We start from the raw sequence: 17,326 nt of genomic DNA on the forward strand, positions 1-17,326 counted from the left end.
AAAATGAAAAAAACTGTTCTTTCAGGTGTGCAAGCCACTGGTTCTTTGCATCTTGGTAACTATTTAGGCTCGATTCGAAACTGGGTTAAAATGCAGGAAGAATATAATTGTTTTTTCTTTTTGGCTGATCTGCATTCTATTACTGTTGATATAGCACCTAGTGAACTTAAAAGATCGGTTATAGAGACGCTTGCGATTTATTTAGCAGCTGGGCTTGATCATAATAAAGTCACAATCTTTGCTCAGAGTATGGTAAAAGAGCATGCTGAACTTGCTTGGTTACTGAATTGCGTGACACCGCTCGGCTGGTTAAAACGCATGACGCAGTTTAAGGATAAGGCTGGAAAGGATCAAGAAAAAGCATGCCTTGGGCTTTTTTCCTATCCGGTACTTATGGCTGCTGATATACTGATATATAAGGCCGATATAGTGCCTGTTGGTGAGGACCAAAAGCAGCATTTGGAACTAACTAGAGATATCGCCGGCGTAATTAATAGGAAGTTTAATAAGGAAATTTTAAAAGTACCAGATGTTTTAATTAGCGGCTCAGGAACAAGAATTATGAGTCTTAGAGATGGCAGTAAAAAAATGAGCAAATCCGACTCCTCAGATTTTTCTCGTATTAATTTAAGAGATAATAATGATCTTATTCATCAAAAAATTAAAAAAGCCAAAACAGATCATTTAAGTTTTGTTAGTTATGATAAAGAAGCAAGACCAGAGATTAGTAATTTATTAGATATCTATACGAGCTTATCAGAAGAAAAACTTGAGAATATAATTCAGAACTATGAAAATCAAGGCTTTGTCAAATTTAAAGAAGATTTAGCAGAAATTATTATTACTAACCTGCAACCAATGCGTGATAAATATTTAGAGTTAATGAATGATCAGGAATATTTACTCAAAATACTTCACCAAGGTGCAGAGAAAGCAAGAATTAGAGCGTCTGAAACTGTAAACGAGCTGAAAGAACAATTTGGATTTGTGATATGAAGAGTGATACTGTCAATTCATGGCTGGCATGTCATTCCCGCGTAGGCGGGAATCCAGCGTAAAGCGAGATACCTAAGCTTTTAATTTTAAAAACTTGCTGCTTTTATGTTTATTTTTCTGGATTCCCGCCTACGCGGGAATGACATATAAGGTTACCTACACCTGAATAAAATATAACATTTTTTTAAAACTGTCCGGTACTATTGATTTATTCACGGGATCCAGAAAAAACGAACATAGTCAAAGATTTTTTACGATTTTTCTTGAATTATGCTATATTTTTTGCTATGAATCTTTTTGGATAGGTGGCCGAGCGGTTTAAGGCACTAGTCTTGAAAACTGGCGTACGGGCAACCGTACCGTGGGTTCGAATCCCACCCTATCCGCCAACCTAAAAACCCCTTTACTCCTTATAGTTTACAGGTAAAAGAAGCTAAAATATAATTACATATTTTTTCAAAAAATTCCCTGCTTATAAAATAATATTTAAATTTTTGGTAAATATTTAGAATATCTTTCTAAATAGTTTTCCTATTTTTTAGATTTATCTATATAAGCTTTGTTACTAATTAAACCTATACCGTAAGTTTTACAATATTCAAGCATTTCAATTGAATCAGGATAGCTATCCAAAGCTTCCTCAAGCTTACTACTTGCAAATAATATATCCCCTCTTATTGTGCATGTAATGGCTATTGCAGAGTTGAATACATCAGGCATTCTTCTACTCATAAAACTTTTATCATTATTCTTAAAGATCTCTAATGCCTTATTTGCATATTCTAAAGCTTTATCTTTTTCACCTAAACCGAATAATGCTATTGCTTTTTGAGTAAATATTCTACCAAATATTATATTCGTTTCTTTTTTTACACGCTTTTGCATGTTATATACTTGCTCTACTTGATTAAGAGCTTCTTGGTATCTACCAAGTTTACTTAATATTTCAGCTTTGGTTAAATAATTACCAGTGAGAAATAAAGCATCTGGAGATAATCCAACTGAAATAATAACTTGAATAGATTGATTGCTTTGTTCTAATGCTTCATTATATTTTCCTTCTAAAAAAAGTAATTTTGCTTTAGCACTATATAACATTGTTTTATCAGAATTGTCCTTTAAATCTCTTTTGGGTATATTCCCCGCCGCTTGCGGCGTAATATGGCGGAATGAGCAAATATATACATAAAAGTCATAATGTTACGGTACTGCTGTATCACATGGTATTTCCAGCAAAATATCGCCGAGCAGTGTTTGACGTATCAGTTGATCAAGTATTACGAGAAATATGTTTAGAGATAGAAAAGAGATATCAAATAAAATTTTTAGAAATAGGGGTTGATGAAGATCATGTCCATTTTTTGGTACAATCTGTACCAACCTATAGCGTAACAAAAATAGTAACAACAATTAAAAGTGTTACAGCTCGTCAAATATTTAGACAGTGTCCACAGGTAAAGAAACAATTATGGGGTGGAGAATTTTGGACTGATGGATATTTTACGAGTACGGTAGGTAAGCATGGAAATGAGAATATGATAGGAAAATACGTAAAAAACCAAGGCAAGGAATATCAGAAACTGCATGAGGATCATCAGCTAGCTTTCTTCTAAAATACCCCGCTGCTTGCGGCGGGGATTACTTTTATTAGCTTTCCTAAAATATTCTATAGACCTTTGATAATTAGGAGATTTTAAATAATACCATCCTATTAAGTTTAAATATTCAGCATATACTCGCTTTTCTTCATTATTCATTAACCATAATTTATATTTTCCATCTATATCGTCAAAACTTACGCTATGTTTGGTTCTAAATATCGTAAAGATGGAGAACGCAGCTATTGTTGCATATAGTCATCTAAAAGCCCTAACTTTATTTGGTAAACCGTTTTACCGATTGTATTTGTAGTCCTTTTGAGAAATGCCCAAACTAAAAATGCACAACTAATATGATTACGTTGAATACGCTGTTTCCTGCATTGACAACGTTCTATCCCAGTAAGTTGCTTAATTTCTCTGTGCATGCTCTCAATTACCCATCGAAAGCCACACTCATCTTGTGCAGCTTTAGAAGATTTTTGAGTTTTGTTATTGGTAACAACATACTCAACTCTGTTGGTAGAAACAGTAAATTTAAACAAATTAACATGCTTATTTTTAGCAAAGCCTTTTATATGAATCTCCACTCCATGCCTGATCTCTTCATCTGAAAATGTCAACTCTTTTACAGCTTTATAAGGTTTAGAATCGTGTGTTTTACTAACGTTTCTATTGGCTTTAATAGGGGCATAATAATATTTCCCCAGAGAGTCAACATGTTGTATAATTTTGTGTGTAGAATACCATGTGTCAAAAAGTACTGTTTGAAAAGGAATCTTCTTGCTATAAACAGCATTATTTAACATGTTTAATAGGTGTTCTAGTTTTGTTGCTCCATCATGATCAGGTGCAAAAATTCGATAATCTATTACCCAAAACTTATCAAAACTTACGCTATGTTATAGCAAATATGCTAAAAACTCTTATTACACAGCAATGTTTTATAGTGAAGCACTTCATAATATCCCTTAATTCATGGGCATTATATCAAACATAGCGTAAGTTTTGTTATTAATATCAGGGTTATAATATACCAGACTCACTACTCCTATACCTTTAGTAACTCTACCTGTAGCTCCACTGTACTGCGATCTTGCAATTTCTATTTGCTTCGTATTCCTTTTATTTAAAACCGTATCATCAAATATTGTATATCCATTAGATGAAAAAATAACATCATTCTTGATGTGTTCCCATAACAAAGAAGGTGTATATTTTTCATTCCTTAAAAATCTATTAATAACATCATGACTACATTTCTTTGCATGTTCAGCGTAGTAGGTTAAACTATAATTCTTTTGGCTAACTATTAAAAATTGACAATAATCTGTCCTATTAATTGGTATTGCTTGCAACTTTATCCTCTTTGACATGTTTAATTATTTTTACAATAATTTATCACTTTTTTACTCATAGCGTAAGTTTTGTCGTTTTTATCAAACCAATCGACTAATATTTTCCCACCTACTAGATCATGAAAATTCAAGGACTAAGTAGAACAAAACCTATAAATTTTCTGCCCAAATTTCATTGGGGGTTTTATAACCAAAAATCTTTCTTGGCATGTTATTTAAAATCTCAGCAACATTGTCAAGACCTCTTTGTGTAACGGTAGTAATATCTGTATTTTTAGGTAAAATTCTATGAATCATAGAATTCATTTTTTCCACTAATGCTTTTTGTCTAGGGCGGTATGGATCACAAAAGAAAGTTTGAAACCCAGATAGTCTATAGGCAACATGCCCCACAAACTCTTTGCCATTATCCATAGTAATAGTCTTTCTCACACTATTTGGAAGAGTTTTTATCTTTCTTAAAAAACCATTGGTAACTGTTTTAGCTCTCTTGGAGTTATTCAGCACTAAAATAATCTTTTGACTCTTTTTATCCACCAGTGCACCAATATTCATACTTTGATTACCTTTATGAAATGTAAGATCTGCCTTAAAATTCCCTACTTCTACCTTTTTCGTAGCTATTGCATCACGCTGATGTATTGAGATCCTTTGTGGTATAATGATCCTTTGACGCCTCTTCCCTCTTTCTTGCCTTTTATATCTTTTAGAAGGTAAATAGCTATATAACTTTAATTTAGCTGCTACTGCAGAAGTGTAAACAAATCTATATATACTTTCTGTACTGATACACAAAGCTGTATTTTTGTCTAGTTTTAACTTTCCGGCTATAGCATCCGGCGACCATTTCTTGCGAATCATAGCATTTTTAATATAATCTAACAACATAGGGTTCTTTTCTATTTTTAATAACTCTTGCTGATACATCCTGTTTTCATATTTTTCCTGAGCAACACAAGGCATATACTTATCTTTTACCTTATTTCTTTTTAGCTCCATACTAATAGCGCTTTTAGACCTCGTAAGATGTTGTGCTATCTTATTAATACTGACTCCTAGGTCATACATTCTTTTTATCTCATATCTCTCTTCTCGAGATAAGTGTCTATATTTTCTGTTCATCATTACCTATTTAAAATCTTATTATTTTAAATAGGTTCTGTTCTACTTACTTATAGTATTTTCAATTGAGAGCATGCACAGAGAAATTAAGCAACTTACTGGGATAGAACGTTGTCAATGCAGGAAACAACGTATTCAACGTAATCATATTAGTTGTGCATTTTTAGTTTGGGCATTTCTCAAAAGGACTGCAAATATAATCGGTAAAACGGTTTACCAAATAAAGTTAGGGCTTTTAGATGACTATATGCAACAACAGCTGCGTTCTCCATCTTTACGATATTTAGAACCAAGCGTAAGTTTTGAAGTAAAAGGTAAATGGGCATATTTGTATAGAGCTGTAGACAAATATGGGGATACAATTGATTTTTACCTATCATCTACTCGTAATGCTAACGCTGCTAAGCGTTGCCTAGGTAAAGCCTTGAAATCAATCCCAGAATATTCACATCCGGAAACAATTAATACTGATAAGAACCCAGCTTATAGTAAAGCAATTACTCTACTCAAATCAGAAGGCAAATGCTCACAAGAGTTAGAACATCGGCAGATTAAGTATCTGAATAATATAATAGAATCTGATCATGGTAAGCTGAAACGACTGATTAAACCTACTCTTGGTTTTAAATCAATGAAAACAGCTTATGCAACTATTAAAGGATTTGAGATAATGCGAATGTTTAAAAAAGGAAGATTTGAATTATGGAAATATGGTCAAGGTATTCACGGCGAAATCAGAATTATTACTGAAAATCTATTAGCCTTTTAATACATAACATATTTCACTCCCTTCACAAAATACACCCACAATACCTATTTGCAACAGTGCCAGTCAGCATTATAAAAGTATCCTCCTCCATTATAATAAACACTTATATTAGGGAAGTCATTATCATCAGGCATATTTAATTTTAGTAGTGCCGTTCTAGCTCCGCTGTTTGTTTTATAGTCATATTTAGCAAGAATAGGACCGACAGATTTATCAGGAAAAAATGCTAACTACCTTTCACCTAAAATCTCTAATTTACCATTTTTATCAAACTCAACAAAATTAGAACCATAATATGCTCCTGCACAAAATCCTAAATAACTTCCCCAACATTTTCTACATATTCTTTAATAATTTTATTTCTCTCACCATTAAGTTTTTTAGTATAAGGTATATCTGCACCACCGGGCATTACTAATAAAACAGCATTTTTAATCCATTCTTTAGCTAAAATATCTTGGGCATTTATAAAATTAATTTTATATGCAGTAGCGATTTTTGTTAAGGTATCAAGAATATACTTGACGGAATTTTCACCTGCCCCCTCATCATTATATATGTATATAATATTTGGCGTAGATTCTATATTATTTAAAACCGCTTGTTCTTGCTGCCTTGTGGCTTCTGGTTCTAACATAATTTATCATATTTGTGGGTACACTCATAAAATATAAAATTCTGCCCAATAATTCAATTTGAATAAAATTTATAGTTATAAAAAAATACGAATTAGAGTAAAAGAAAATTTAGAAAATCGTTTAAGTGAATAAGCAAAACAATCTCAAGGTCTTTAAATAGTTATATATGTTTTTTGTTTATATAAATATATAAAGTAAAATAATTTATTAAAATTTTATAGACAATTTAATTTTGTCATCTTAGAGTAGAAATAATAAATATAAAAATTATTGAAAAAGCAAATTAAAAGTATAATATTTATTGTCAAAACTTACGCTATGTTTGATATAATGCCCATGAATTAAGGGATATTATGAAGTGCTTCACTATAAAACATTGCTGTGTAATAAGAGTTTTTAGCATATTTGCTATAACATAGCGTAAGTTTTGTTGTATTATTTTGTTTTACCTGTTTAAATATAAAAGCCGATGGTTTAAAGCAAGAAAATTTTGATAAATTACCAGGTTTATAGTTAAGTTCGATTATGAGGGATATCCTGAAGAAAGAGAAATGGTTTACAAATACTTAATTGATTATTATGGAAATGATGAACCAATACTTGAAAAACATCAGATAGGGATTGTCCAATATAATTATTGCTGGTACTTTAATGGGTGAATAACATACACCGACTATAGACTTAGAATAATAGTAAACTTTACTATATGACTCTTATGTTATTTCCGCGGCGGCTTACCCGCGTGGATCAATTTTTCTTCTGTCATTCCGTGATTTATGAACTAGAGCCAGTTAAAAATACTAATAAAATTAGTATTTTTTATTTTTTTCTGGATCTAGTTCCCAAGCCATGGTATGACATCGATCACGTTTTTCGATCTACGCAAGCAAGCCTCATGCGGGAATGACATAAGAGCTATGCAACAACCTATTTACAGTCATGGAATGCATCACTTATTCAAAAATTTCTCTGCTTCAAGGGCAGCCATACAGCCAGTGCCTGCTGCGGTTATAGCCTGCCTATAGATTTTATCTTGAACATCACCAGCAGCAAAAACACCATCTATATTAGTTTTAGTGCTTCCAGGGGTAGTAATAATATAATTATCGCTATCCATTGTAACTTGCCCTGCAAATAAAGCAGTATTTGGTTTATGCCCGATAGCTACAAATACGCCACTACAATTTACTAAGCTTGTTTCTTTAGTATGAACATTTTGAATTTTAACTCCGGTAACAGATTTTGGGTTATTATTACCAACTATCTCTTCTACTACATGATCCCAAATCACAGTTATTTTAGGATTTTTAAATAGCCGCTCTTGTAATATTTTCTCAGCTCTAAAACTATCTCGTCTATGTACTATAGTAACCTTACTTGCATGATTAGTTAGATATAGAGCCTCTTCAACAGCACTATTACCGCCACCAACTACTACTACTTCCTGATTTTTGAAAAAGAAACCATCACAAGTAGCACAAGCTGACACCCCAAAGCCCATAAATTCTTGCTCTGTAGGGATGCCAAGCCACCTTGCTTCCGCACCAGTACAAATAATTATACTTTCAGCTTCGTATTCTGTCCCAGAACCTGTAAATACTTTAAAAGGTCTTTGTGACAAATCCACTTTCTCAACATAATCGTTAACAATTTTAGTGCCGACATTTTCAGCTTGCATCCGCATCTGTTCCATTAGCCAAGGTCCTTGTACACTTTCTGCAAATCCTGGATAATTCTCAACATCGGTAGTAATAGTAAGCTGACCACCAGGCTGAATACCATTAATTAATATTGGATTTAAAGATGCCCTTGCTGCATAAATAGCAGCACTTAAACCGGCAGGACCTGAGCCGATTATTAGTACTTTAGTAGTAATTTTCATAATTTATTTTCTTTTTATAATTTTTCTAACCAAGATTTTATATGTTCAATTTCATTAGAATTTGTTAAGGAGGGAGTATGACCTGCATATTTAATGTCGTAAAGATCAAAATCCTTTGTTTTTTGCATTTTTTCAACAGTGGATTTTGTTAGAACTTGAGATTTAACACCGTGAATCAGTAATATTTTACATTTTATTTTATTCCATACAGACCATAAGTCTACATCTTTTTGGCTTTTGACATTTTTTATACCTTTCGTTATAGCAGGATCATAATTCATTTTATATTTTCCGCCGAACGTAGAAATGACGCTATATTTTGTTAAATAATCCCAATCTTCTTCATTTTTAATTCCTGACTGACCATAAATAAGCTTTAAATGTTCTTTTGCACTTTCTAAATCTTCTAATATGACAGTTTTTTTAGCATAAGCAGCAATTTTTACTAAAGGAGCAGAATCGATAAATGCTCCTATATCGTTTAATATTAAACCTTTAAAAATATTTTTAAATTTACTGGCAAGAACCATACCTATAATTCCGCCCATTGAAGTACCAAGCCAAATAGTTTTTTTTATCTTTAACTTATTTAAAAACAGTAACGTATCTTTAATATAAGTAGTATAGTTATAATGGCTGGGTTTTTTTAAATTTTCACTATCCCCACGTCCAGGATAGCTTAGAGAGATTACTCTATAATCTTTACTTAATTCTCTAGCTATTTTATCAAAATCATGAGCATTTCTTGTTAAGCCATGAGCACATATTATTACGTTTTTATTTTGGGGATCGCCAAATTCTACATAAGAAATTTTATGTTCTGGTATATATTGAAGAGGAAGAAAGTTAATATATGGACCAACTTTAATTGAGTTAATTTTCATATAAACCTACTAATTTAAATCACTTAAAAATATACTGACCATTGTCGGCATATACACCACTACAAAAAGTAGTGATAAAAACACAGTGGCAGCGACCTTTTCAGGATAAAATTTTTGTAAATTTGCTATAACTATAGTATTTGCAGCTAAGGGTGCTGTAGAAAGAAGCTTTAACGCATTATAATAATCATTATTATACCATTTTGTTACAAAATGATCAAACATGATAAATAGCCCTACCCCTAAAGGATAAAATAAGAATTTAGCAGCAAAAGTAGCTAGAGTAAATTTTATATCCACTTCGAATTTTTGAAGTGATGAAAGAGCAAGACCTACCATAACCATACCTAGTATAGAAAAAGAACCTTTCATATTATATATAAAATCATCTAAGAAATCAGGTAAAGTAAAACCACAAAAACTAAATAAACAACCTAGAAAAAATGCATTCAAAATTGGCAATTTTACTACTTTCAATATACTATCAGTAGTATTTGTAAAGCTTCGCATACAAATATAAAAGCCTACTGAACATTCGTAAATATTAACGCCTATCACTGCCATCATGTAAATACTTAGCGTATAATCATCAAAAAGTGCAGCAGCTATAGGCAACATGAAATATCCACCATTTGCCGTACCTGCAGATAAAGCTATAATATTACGTGTGTGATCTTGCCAAAATTTACCAAAAAAATAGTAAGAAAATAATGACAACAATGTCGCAATTACAAAGGTTACAACCGTAACACTTAATGCTGAAAATGTCAAAGTTGTGCTAGCAGGAATAGTAAAGAATACTATAGGCGATATAAAATAGAATAATAAAGAAGAGATACTGTCCCTTTCAACATTTGAGTATTTACCCGCTAAAAACCCGATTACTACACTTAATAACACTGAAACGGTTTTAAAAAAAACTATACTAAAAATTACCATGTAATGAGCTAAAGATATAATTATCTATAATATATTAGATTTTATCTTTTTTCACTAAATTTTGTAAAGATTTTTAATATTAAGCTTTAAGAAGATTTTATTTAACTTTTAATTGAAAAATTAGAAATATTGTGATATTAATAATATATGGATATCAATTTATAAAAAATAGTCTTACTCTTCCTTAATTTAATTCCCTAAGGTTTTCATATGTTTATAAAAAATTTATTATACTTTATTATCATATTTGGGCACTGTTGCAAATAGGTATTGTGGGTGTATTTTGTGAAGGGAGTGAAATATGTTATGTATTAAAAGGCTAATAGATTTTCAGTAATAATTCTGATTTCGCCGTGAATACCTTGACCATATTTCCATAATTCAAATCTTCCTTTTTTAAACATTCGCATTATCTCAAATCCTTTAATAGTTGCATAAGCTGTTTTCATTGATTTAAAACCAAGAGTAGGTTTAATCAGTCGTTTCAGCTTACCATGATCAGATTCTATTATATTATTCAGATACTTAATCTGCCGATGTTCTAACTCTTGTGAGCATTTGCCTTCTGATTTGAGTAGAGTAATTGCTTTACTATAAGCTGGGTTCTTATCAGTATTAATTGTTTCCGGATGTGAATATTCTGGGATTGATTTCAAGGCTTTACCTAGGAAACGCTTAGCAGCGTTAGCATTACGAGTAGATGATAGGTAAAAATCAATTGTATCCCCATATTTGTCTACAGCTCTATACAAATATGCCCATTTACCTTTTACTTTAATGTATGTCTCATCTACTCTCCAACTAAACCCTGACTTAGGCTTCCAGCACCATTTTAATTTATCTAATATCTTTGGGGCATAATACTGAACCCAACGGTAAATTGTAGAGTGATCTACCTCTACACCTCTTTCCTCTAACATCTCTTCTAAATCTCGATAGCTAATACCGTACTTACAGTACCACCTTACTGCCCATATTATTATATCGTATTTAAAATGACGTCTCTTAAAAAAATTCATAAAGCTTATCTATAACAATTTATTCCCTATTCTTATATACTATAGCATAAGTCATTAAGGTACTGACAGAGCGAGAGTATCATGTTATAGTAAGCAAATATTAACAAGCATGTAAAGAGATATGGCACGAGCATATGCAATAGAACTAAGACTAAGAGTTATAAAAGCTGTAGAAGCAGGGATACGAATAAGTAAGGTAAGTAAATTAATAAAAGTAATCCCCGCCGCAAGCAGCGGGGTATTTTAGAAGAAAGCTAGCTGATGATCCTCATGCAGTTTCTGATATTCCTTGCCTTGGTTTTTTACGTATTTTCCTATCATATTCTCATTTCCATGCTTACCTACCGTACTCGTAAAATATCCATCAGTCCAAAATTCTCCACCCCATAATTGTTTCTTTACCTGTGGACACTGTCTAAATATTTGACGAGCTGTAACACTTTTAATTGTTGTTACTATTTTTGTTACGCTATAGGTTGGTACAGATTATACCAAAAAATGGACATGATCTTCATCAACCCCTATTTCTAAAAATTTTATTTGATATCTCTTTTCTATCTCTAAACATATTTCTCGTAATACTTGATCAACTGATACGTCAAACACTGCTCGGCGATATTTTGCTGGAAATACCATGTGATACAGCAGTACCGTAACATTATGACTTTTATGTATATATTTGCTCATTCCGCCATATTACGCCGCAAGCGGCGGGGAATATACCCAAAAGAGATTTAATGTAAGTCGTGATACTATACAAAACTTACGCTATGTTTGATATAATGCCCATGAATTAAGGGATATTATGAAGTGCTTCACTATAAAACATTGCTGTGTAATAAGAGTTTTTAGCATATTTGCTATAACATAGCGTAAGTTTTGTATATATAAATGGAAAAAATTAAAAGATAAGCAAGGTACTTTAGAAGCAGCAACTGGTTATCAGAAAGGACATAGTCATAAGATAAAAGATTCAGAATCTTTTAAAGAATTTTTTAAAGCTAATATGAATAAAACATCAAAGGAGTTAGCAAAGCAATGGGGTAATATTGCATCTGTAACTATTTTAAGACAAATCAGAAAACTTGGCTATAGCTATAAAAAAACTCATTTTCATCCGAAAAGAGATATTAAATTAAGAAATGAATTTATAGCAAAGATACAAACCATCACAAAAGACAAATTAGTATATCTTGATGAATCTGGAATAGAGGATAATGCTTGCAAAGAGTATGGATGGAGCATTATAGGACAAAGGTGTTATGGAGAAAAGGTGTATCAACATAAATTTAGAATAAGTATGATAGCTGGTCTTTGTAATGGTAATCTTATTGCTCCTGTAATATTTGAAGGTAATTGTAATACAGAGGTCTTTAAAACTTATATTAGGGATGTATTAATTACAGAATTACAACCTGGGCAAACCGTTATTATGGATAACATTAATTTTCATAAAAATTCTAAAGTTAAAGAGTTCATTGAATCCGTTGGTTGTACCATATTGTATTTACCAACTTACTCTCCTGATTTAAATCCTATAGAGCATTACTGGTTTAAGATAAAAAATGAAATTAGGAAAGTTGTAGAAGATTTTGAAACATTTTATGATGCTGTTTTTAATACTATTAAATTGTCAGTATCTTAATGATTTATGCTATAATATTTCCTATTTGCAACAGGGCCTGCTGACTCTTATAAAGATGTAAATGTATTAGCATATTATCATATTGAAAAAGTAATAATTATCTACCGGCAATGGTGGAAATTAAGTGCAATAAAGGGATAGCTATTCTTTCGGGGGTGCATTTTGAATGTTCTTCTAAATTATTAGATGTTAATGATCCATAAGAATCAAAATTATTACCGATATTAGAAAAAGAGGAAGAAAATAGGATCAAATTTAATATTTCAATATTTAAAAGATTAGGCGTTAGAATTAATTCTTGAGCTGCTTTCATTAATAATATATTCTTTGTTAAAAAAATAGAATAATTTATCCAAGATAATAAAGTTAATAAGATGTTAAACAGAAAAAATACAAACGGCAATATTCCATTAAAAGTAGCATTATTTACCTCTTTAGGTTCAGGTCTTGAGTATTATGATTTTGTTATATATGGAATGATGGCTAAATATTTATCCGATATTTTCTTTTCTGTAAATGATAGTCTGAGCAGTATGATTCAAACTTTTATAGTTTTTGCCGTAGGTTATTTAATTAGACAGTTTGGAGGAACTATTATAGGAATGATAGCTGATACTTATGGACGGAAAAAAACATTTATTTTAGTCATGTTATCAATGGGATTTTCTACGATGGGAATCGGCTTATTACCCAGTTATAAGCAAATAGGAATACTCGCTCCTATAGGCTTATTAATATTTCGTTTATGTCAAGGTATATCATTAGGGGCTGAGCTGCCAGGTGCTACCACTATTATTAGCGAATATACTCCGGCAAGTAAGTTAGGTAGATTATGTAGCGTCATGTTATCAAGTATCAGTATAGGAGCATTAATGGCTACAGTTATGGTAGCTATATTAAATAAGCTCTATACTTATCAAGAAATTATTGAATGGGCTTGGCGAATACCTTTTATATTAGGAGGAATATTAGCCATAATTTCTTATTTTATTCGTAAAAATATAAGCGAAACTCCTGAATTTTTACAAGAAAAAGATAAGGAAAGAACCAAGACTAACTTATTAATACCATTGAAATTATTATTATCACAAAATTTATCCGCAATAGCTATAGGTTTAGGATTAGTATTTTTCCATGCTAATTTGGTTATTATAAATTTATATTTTCCTTTTTATATCAATAAATATTTTAATTATGAGTTAGCTGATATTTACAGTAGTATGACAGTTAGCATGATTGCTTCTTTTGTTTTTATAATTATTACTGGTTGGTTATCGGATTATATTTCAAAATCTAAAATTTTATTGCTAACTTTATTATTTTTTACCATATTTCTATTGGTATCACCGACTTTGCTTAATAAGGGTACTTTTTGGTCATTACAAATATTTTTTATAATCTATCAATTATTTATTGCCCTATTTTTTACTAGCTATATGCCTATATTGTCACGTTTATTTGCTACTAAATTGCGTTATACGGCTACAGCATTAATTTATAATAGTGCTTATTCAGTAGCAAGCTTTATTCCAATCATAGCTTCTTATTTATTACAGAGATATCAATCTCCTTTAATATTAGGTATTTTCTTTGTAATAAGTATAATTCTGGCACTTATTTCTACTATAGCAGTGCAAAATAGGAAAAATTATTATTAAATTTAACTACAAACTAATTAAATTTCAGATTGACTTATTCTATATGTTTATATATTAGTACATTTTTAATTTTCTAATCTATTTAAAAGAATTTATTATGCAACACACAAGTGATGATGAGCCGATAAAATATAAGGTAAAAGTTAAAGTAAATGATAAGCTTAGAATATCTCAGCGTATGAAAGAAAATGTATCCGAGATAATTTTAGAACCGCATGCTAGAGTAATTATAGAACCTGAAATTGAACTAAGTAATAATACATCTGATAAAATACATATATATACTGTTGATGATAGTGAATATAAGCTTACAGGAGATATACCTTATTCAGCATAATTAGATGTTCAAATAAAAGTAAGAAGCAAATTTACTAACCTGATGCTAAAACCTCAAAACCTTGATTTTAAGCTACGTCCGCCGTTTGATACATTCGTACAAATAGCAAAAATTGAAGAGTGGTGCACCCGAGAGGAGTCGAACCCCTAACCTTATGATCCGTAGTCATATACTCTATCCAATTGAGCTACGGGTGCTAAATCCTAAAGAAGCATATATAAAAGCTTATAGTTTGTCAAGAAACACTTCAGGTTAACGATTTATACTCAATCTTTCCAAATAAAACTTCCTCTACTGACTTTTCATTTATTAAGAATATATGTTATAATTCCATTTCTTAAAAAACAATAAAATATACAAAACTTACGCTATGTTTGATATAATGCCCATGAATTAAGGGATATTATGAAGTGCTTCACTATAAAACATTGCTGTGTAATAAGAGTTTTTAGCATATTTGCTATAACATAGCGTAAGTTTTGTATAAAAATAATTATAATTAATAGTTGAATTATTATTTCGGATATTGTATATAAAGTTTCATAATTAATAAGAGAAAGAAAATGCATAAAATTTTTAAGCTAATTATAGTTTGTTTGCTTGGTATTAATATTACCGCACAAGCTGAAAATATGTCGGAAACTGCCAAAAAGAATCTAGAGATAATTAACTCCTTAAATGTTGAAAGAAAATGGCAGAAAGGTAGAGTAATAAACTGTAGGACAGGTGAAACTTTATTAGCAGAAACAGAAAAATACGACTCTCCCAAGTTAAAGCGTTTATCACATTGTAGTTGTTTTGCGTATGCTGCTTCTAAGGCATTAGGTCTTCCGAATAAGTCGCTACTTCCTCACCCTGAGGGTGATAAGGAATTTATACCTGCTTTGTCAAATAAACAGGCTGAATGGCTTGAAACAGAAGGGGTAAAAAATGGATGGAGTTATATCAAGACTGCAAATCATGATGATGGTTTTATTCAAGCACAAAAATTTGCTAATCAAGGACATTTTGTTGTGTCGGTATAGCATAAATCATTAAGATACTGACAATTTAATAGTATTAAAAACAGCATCATAAAATGTTTCAAAATCTCCTACAACTTTCCTAATTTCATTTTTTATCTTAAACCAGTAATGCTCTATAGGATTTAAATCAGGAGAGTAAGTTGGTAAATACAATATGGTACAACCAACGGATTCAATTAACTCTTTAACTTTAGAATTTTTATGAAAATTAATGTTATCCATAATAACGGTTTGCCCAGGTTGTAATTCTGTAATTAATACATCCCTAATATAAGTTTTAAAGACCTCTGTATTACAATTACCTTCAAATATTACAGGAGCAATAAGATTACCATTACAAAGACCAGCTATCATACTTATTCTAAATTTATGTTGATACACCTTTTCTCCATAACACCTTTGTCCTATAATGCTCCATCCATACTCTTTGCAAGCATTATCCTCTATTCCAGATTCATCAAGATATACTAATTTGTCTTTTGTGATGGTTTGTATCTTTGCTATAAATTCATTTCTTAATTTAATATCTCTTTTCGGATGAAAATGAGTTTTTTTATAGCTATAGCCAAGTTTTCTGATTTGTCTTAAAATAGTTACAGATGCAATATTACCCCATTGCTTTGCTAACTCCTTTGATGTTTTATTCATATTAGCTTTAAAAAATTCTTTAAAAGATTCTGAATCTTTTATCTTATGACTATGTCCTTTCTGATAACCAGTTGCTGCTTCTAAAGTACCTTGCTTATCTTTTAATTTTTTCCATTTATATATAGTATCACGACTTACATTAAATAATTTACTTACCTTACTTATTCGTATCCCTGCTTCTACAGCTTTTATAACTCTTAGTCTTAGTTCTATTGCATATGCTCGTGCCATATCTCTTTACATGCTTGTTAATATTTGCTTACTATAACATGATACTCTCGCTCTGTCAGTACCTTAATGACTTATGCTATACTGTATCAATTTTCAGCCGTTGCATATTAAAAATCTGTATCATTTTTCGACCGCTGTTGACAGTAGTTTAGAATATCATAAATTTGCTTAAAAAATTGCCTTTAAGCATTAGAATTTAAAGAATGGAGCAATTTACTCAAAATTGCTTCGTCATTTAATGCATGCTCGTAATATTGAGCCATCAATAAAATATTCAGGATGCTCGGTTGTTATTTTTTGTGTCAGTTCAGGATAGGCTTTGGTAAATTCTATAGCACAAATAAAATCTTTATTAGGATGGTTAATAGCTCCTAAACAAATCGCTTCAAAACATAATATTTTAGCAGTTTCTATATTTTGAGCACTTGATAAATCCCTTAATTGCTTTGCTAAATATTTATCACATAAATGATCTTTTATCCCTCCAATATCTAAAAGCGAGATACGAAGATCAATTTGGAAAATAGTGTCATTGTCAATTAAAAAGGGACCAGTAAATTGCACGAAAAAGGAACCA

Annotated in this window: 18 protein-coding genes, 2 tRNA genes and 4 pseudogenes; 9 read left to right on the forward strand and 15 right to left on the reverse strand. The window is 31.0% G+C overall.

Annotated features, from left to right (window positions below; translation table 11 throughout):
- The first annotated feature begins 3 nt into the window (after positions 1–3).
- Entirely contained in the window at positions 4–996 is a 993-nt protein-coding gene (gene trpS / locus AAGD55_RS07105; RefSeq protein ID WP_341790960.1) for a tryptophan--tRNA ligase, read from the forward strand.
- A gap of 299 nt (positions 997–1,295) precedes the next feature.
- A tRNA-Ser gene (locus AAGD55_RS07110) sits at positions 1,296–1,385 on the forward strand.
- A 142-nt stretch (positions 1,386–1,527) separates the two neighbouring features.
- On the opposite strand, the gene AAGD55_RS07115 is transcribed toward AAGD55_RS07110, so the two are convergent.
- The gene (locus tag AAGD55_RS07115) at positions 1,528–2,094 is read right to left on the reverse strand and encodes a tetratricopeptide repeat protein (protein WP_341790961.1); all 567 of its coding nucleotides are present in this window, start codon (positions 2,092–2,094) and stop codon (positions 1,528–1,530) included.
- Positions 2,095–2,165: 71 nt separating this feature from the next.
- Here AAGD55_RS07115 and tnpA (AAGD55_RS07120) point away from each other — a divergent pair, with 71 nt between their 5' ends.
- Positions 2,166–2,609 carry an IS200/IS605 family transposase gene (gene tnpA / locus AAGD55_RS07120; protein WP_341790826.1) on the forward strand — a complete coding sequence of 148 codons (444 nt, stop codon included), beginning with the start codon at positions 2,166–2,168 and terminating at the stop codon, positions 2,607–2,609.
- Positions 2,610–2,836: 227 nt separating this feature from the next.
- On the opposite strand, the gene AAGD55_RS07125 is transcribed toward tnpA (AAGD55_RS07120), so the two are convergent.
- The 3 genes from AAGD55_RS07125 to AAGD55_RS07135 form a co-directional block, all read right to left on the reverse strand.
- A complete protein-coding gene (locus AAGD55_RS07125) occupies positions 2,837–3,403 on the reverse strand; it encodes a transposase (protein WP_341790962.1) in 567 nt (188 codons plus the stop codon).
- 162 nt (positions 3,404–3,565) lie between these two features.
- Positions 3,566–3,970, reverse strand: a complete 405-nt coding sequence (locus AAGD55_RS07130; RefSeq protein ID WP_341790963.1) for a hypothetical protein — start codon at positions 3,968–3,970, stop codon at positions 3,566–3,568.
- Between the two features lie 132 nt (positions 3,971–4,102).
- Positions 4,103–5,077 carry an IS30 family transposase gene (locus AAGD55_RS07135; RefSeq protein ID WP_341790964.1) on the reverse strand — a complete coding sequence of 325 codons (975 nt, stop codon included), beginning with the start codon at positions 5,075–5,077 and terminating at the stop codon, positions 4,103–4,105.
- A 301-nt stretch (positions 5,078–5,378) separates the two neighbouring features.
- On the opposite strand from AAGD55_RS07135, the pseudogene AAGD55_RS07140 reads away from it, so the two are divergent.
- A pseudogene (locus tag AAGD55_RS07140) lies at positions 5,379–5,843 on the forward strand (IS6 family transposase); the annotation flags it as partial.
- A 44-nt stretch (positions 5,844–5,887) separates the two neighbouring features.
- On the opposite strand, the pseudogene AAGD55_RS12405 reads toward AAGD55_RS07140, so the two are convergent.
- The 6 genes and pseudogenes from AAGD55_RS12405 to AAGD55_RS07175 all read right to left on the reverse strand — a co-directional run bounded on the left by AAGD55_RS12405 (position 5,888) and on the right by AAGD55_RS07175 (position 11,205).
- Positions 5,888–6,187, reverse strand: a pseudogene (locus AAGD55_RS12405) (BPL-N domain-containing protein).
- A complete protein-coding gene (locus AAGD55_RS07155; protein WP_341790965.1) occupies positions 6,157–6,480 on the reverse strand; it encodes a BPL-N domain-containing protein in 324 nt (107 codons plus the stop codon). Before AAGD55_RS07155 ends, AAGD55_RS12405 begins: the two are co-directional and overlap by 31 nt.
- Positions 6,481–7,430: 950 nt before the next feature.
- Positions 7,431–8,363, reverse strand: coding sequence for a thioredoxin-disulfide reductase (trxB, locus tag AAGD55_RS07160; protein ID WP_341790966.1), 933 nt, complete (start codon positions 8,361–8,363; stop codon positions 7,431–7,433).
- A 14-nt stretch (positions 8,364–8,377) separates the two neighbouring features.
- A complete protein-coding gene (locus AAGD55_RS07165; protein ID WP_341790967.1) occupies positions 8,378–9,247 on the reverse strand; it encodes an alpha/beta hydrolase in 870 nt (289 codons plus the stop codon).
- 9 nt (positions 9,248–9,256) lie between these two features.
- Positions 9,257–10,186, reverse strand: coding sequence for an AEC family transporter (locus tag AAGD55_RS07170; protein ID WP_341790968.1), 930 nt, complete (start codon positions 10,184–10,186; stop codon positions 9,257–9,259).
- A 311-nt stretch (positions 10,187–10,497) separates the two neighbouring features.
- On the reverse strand, positions 10,498–11,205 hold the full coding sequence (locus tag AAGD55_RS07175; RefSeq protein ID WP_341790969.1) for an IS6 family transposase: 708 nt from the start codon (positions 11,203–11,205) through the stop codon (positions 10,498–10,500).
- A 121-nt stretch (positions 11,206–11,326) separates the two neighbouring features.
- Between AAGD55_RS07175 and AAGD55_RS07180 the strand changes: the two genes are divergently transcribed.
- Positions 11,327–11,452: an IS630 transposase-related protein gene (locus tag AAGD55_RS07180; RefSeq protein WP_341790970.1), complete on the forward strand. Its 126-nt coding sequence runs from the start codon at positions 11,327–11,329 to the stop codon at positions 11,450–11,452.
- Here AAGD55_RS07180 and tnpA (AAGD55_RS07185) read toward each other — a convergent pair.
- Positions 11,449–11,892: pseudogene (tnpA, locus tag AAGD55_RS07185) on the reverse strand (IS200/IS605 family transposase). The gene AAGD55_RS07180 and the pseudogene tnpA (AAGD55_RS07185) overlap by 4 nt on opposite strands.
- A 196-nt stretch (positions 11,893–12,088) precedes the next feature.
- On the opposite strand from tnpA (AAGD55_RS07185), the pseudogene AAGD55_RS07190 reads away from it, so the two are divergent.
- Positions 12,089–12,850 (forward strand): annotated as a pseudogene (locus AAGD55_RS07190) (IS630 family transposase); the annotation flags it as partial.
- Between the two features lie 97 nt (positions 12,851–12,947).
- On the opposite strand, the gene AAGD55_RS07195 reads toward AAGD55_RS07190, so the two are convergent.
- Positions 12,948–13,163: a hypothetical protein gene (locus tag AAGD55_RS07195; protein ID WP_341790971.1), complete on the reverse strand. Its 216-nt coding sequence runs from the start codon at positions 13,161–13,163 to the stop codon at positions 12,948–12,950.
- Positions 13,164–13,224: 61 nt separating this feature from the next.
- Here AAGD55_RS07195 and AAGD55_RS07200 point away from each other — a divergent pair, with 61 nt between their 5' ends.
- Both AAGD55_RS07200 and AAGD55_RS07205 read left to right on the forward strand, forming a co-directional pair.
- The gene (locus AAGD55_RS07200) at positions 13,225–14,508 is read left to right on the forward strand and encodes an MFS transporter (protein ID WP_341790972.1); all 1,284 of its coding nucleotides are present in this window, start codon (positions 13,225–13,227) and stop codon (positions 14,506–14,508) included.
- A gap of 97 nt (positions 14,509–14,605) precedes the next feature.
- Positions 14,606–14,845, forward strand: a complete 240-nt coding sequence (locus tag AAGD55_RS07205) for a hypothetical protein (protein WP_341790973.1) — start codon at positions 14,606–14,608, stop codon at positions 14,843–14,845.
- Positions 14,846–14,965: 120 nt separating this feature from the next.
- On the opposite strand, the gene AAGD55_RS07210 is transcribed toward AAGD55_RS07205, so the two are convergent.
- A tRNA-Arg gene (locus tag AAGD55_RS07210) sits at positions 14,966–15,042 on the reverse strand.
- A 366-nt stretch (positions 15,043–15,408) separates the two neighbouring features.
- Between AAGD55_RS07210 and AAGD55_RS07215 the strand changes: the two genes are divergently transcribed.
- Positions 15,409–15,870: a hypothetical protein gene (locus AAGD55_RS07215; RefSeq protein ID WP_341790974.1), complete on the forward strand. Its 462-nt coding sequence runs from the start codon at positions 15,409–15,411 to the stop codon at positions 15,868–15,870.
- 9 nt (positions 15,871–15,879) lie between these two features.
- Here AAGD55_RS07215 and AAGD55_RS07220 read toward each other — a convergent pair whose 3' ends face one another.
- Complete coding sequence (locus AAGD55_RS07220) at positions 15,880–16,749, reverse strand: IS630 family transposase (protein ID WP_341790894.1); 870 nt, start codon at positions 16,747–16,749, stop codon at positions 15,880–15,882.
- Positions 16,750–16,980: 231 nt separating this feature from the next.
- Positions 16,981–17,313, reverse strand: coding sequence for a hypothetical protein (locus tag AAGD55_RS07225; RefSeq protein WP_341790975.1), 333 nt, complete (start codon positions 17,311–17,313; stop codon positions 16,981–16,983).
- Positions 17,314–17,326 lie beyond the last annotated feature (13 nt).

Source organism: Rickettsia endosymbiont of Gonocerus acuteangulatus, assembly GCF_964026435.1.
GTDB lineage: Bacteria > Pseudomonadota > Alphaproteobacteria > Rickettsiales > Rickettsiaceae > Rickettsia.

Bases quoted from the DNA above. Each gene is read 5' to 3' on its own strand.
- AAGD55_RS07180 (WP_341790970.1), top strand. From the start codon at position 11,327: ATGGCACGAGCATATGCAATAGAACTAAGACTAAGAGTTATAAAAGCT.
- AAGD55_RS07130 (WP_341790963.1), bottom strand. From the start codon at position 3,970: ATGTCAAAGAGGATAAAGTTGCAAGCAATACCAATTAATAGGACAGAT.
- AAGD55_RS07155 (WP_341790965.1), bottom strand. From the start codon at position 6,480: ATGTTAGAACCAGAAGCCACAAGGCAGCAAGAACAAGCGGTTTTAAAT.
- trxB (WP_341790966.1), bottom strand. From the start codon at position 8,363: ATGAAAATTACTACTAAAGTACTAATAATCGGCTCAGGTCCTGCCGGT.
- trpS (WP_341790960.1), top strand. From the start codon at position 4: ATGAAAAAAACTGTTCTTTCAGGTGTGCAAGCCACTGGTTCTTTGCAT.
- AAGD55_RS07135 (WP_341790964.1), bottom strand. From the start codon at position 5,077: ATGATGAACAGAAAATATAGACACTTATCTCGAGAAGAGAGATATGAG.
- AAGD55_RS07220 (WP_341790894.1), bottom strand. From the start codon at position 16,749: ATGGCACGAGCATATGCAATAGAACTAAGACTAAGAGTTATAAAAGCT.
- AAGD55_RS07165 (WP_341790967.1), bottom strand. From the start codon at position 9,247: ATGAAAATTAACTCAATTAAAGTTGGTCCATATATTAACTTTCTTCCT.
- AAGD55_RS07115 (WP_341790961.1), bottom strand. From the start codon at position 2,094: ATGTTATATAGTGCTAAAGCAAAATTACTTTTTTTAGAAGGAAAATAT.
- AAGD55_RS07205 (WP_341790973.1), top strand. From the start codon at position 14,606: ATGCAACACACAAGTGATGATGAGCCGATAAAATATAAGGTAAAAGTT.
- AAGD55_RS07170 (WP_341790968.1), bottom strand. From the start codon at position 10,186: ATGGTAATTTTTAGTATAGTTTTTTTTAAAACCGTTTCAGTGTTATTA.
- AAGD55_RS07195 (WP_341790971.1), bottom strand. From the start codon at position 13,163: ATGAAAGCAGCTCAAGAATTAATTCTAACGCCTAATCTTTTAAATATT.
- AAGD55_RS07200 (WP_341790972.1), top strand. From the start codon at position 13,225: ATGTTAAACAGAAAAAATACAAACGGCAATATTCCATTAAAAGTAGCA.
- tnpA (WP_341790826.1), top strand. From the start codon at position 2,166: ATGAGCAAATATATACATAAAAGTCATAATGTTACGGTACTGCTGTAT.
- AAGD55_RS07215 (WP_341790974.1), top strand. From the start codon at position 15,409: ATGCATAAAATTTTTAAGCTAATTATAGTTTGTTTGCTTGGTATTAAT.
- AAGD55_RS07175 (WP_341790969.1), bottom strand. From the start codon at position 11,205: ATGAATTTTTTTAAGAGACGTCATTTTAAATACGATATAATAATATGG.
- AAGD55_RS07125 (WP_341790962.1), bottom strand. From the start codon at position 3,403: ATGTTAAATAATGCTGTTTATAGCAAGAAGATTCCTTTTCAAACAGTA.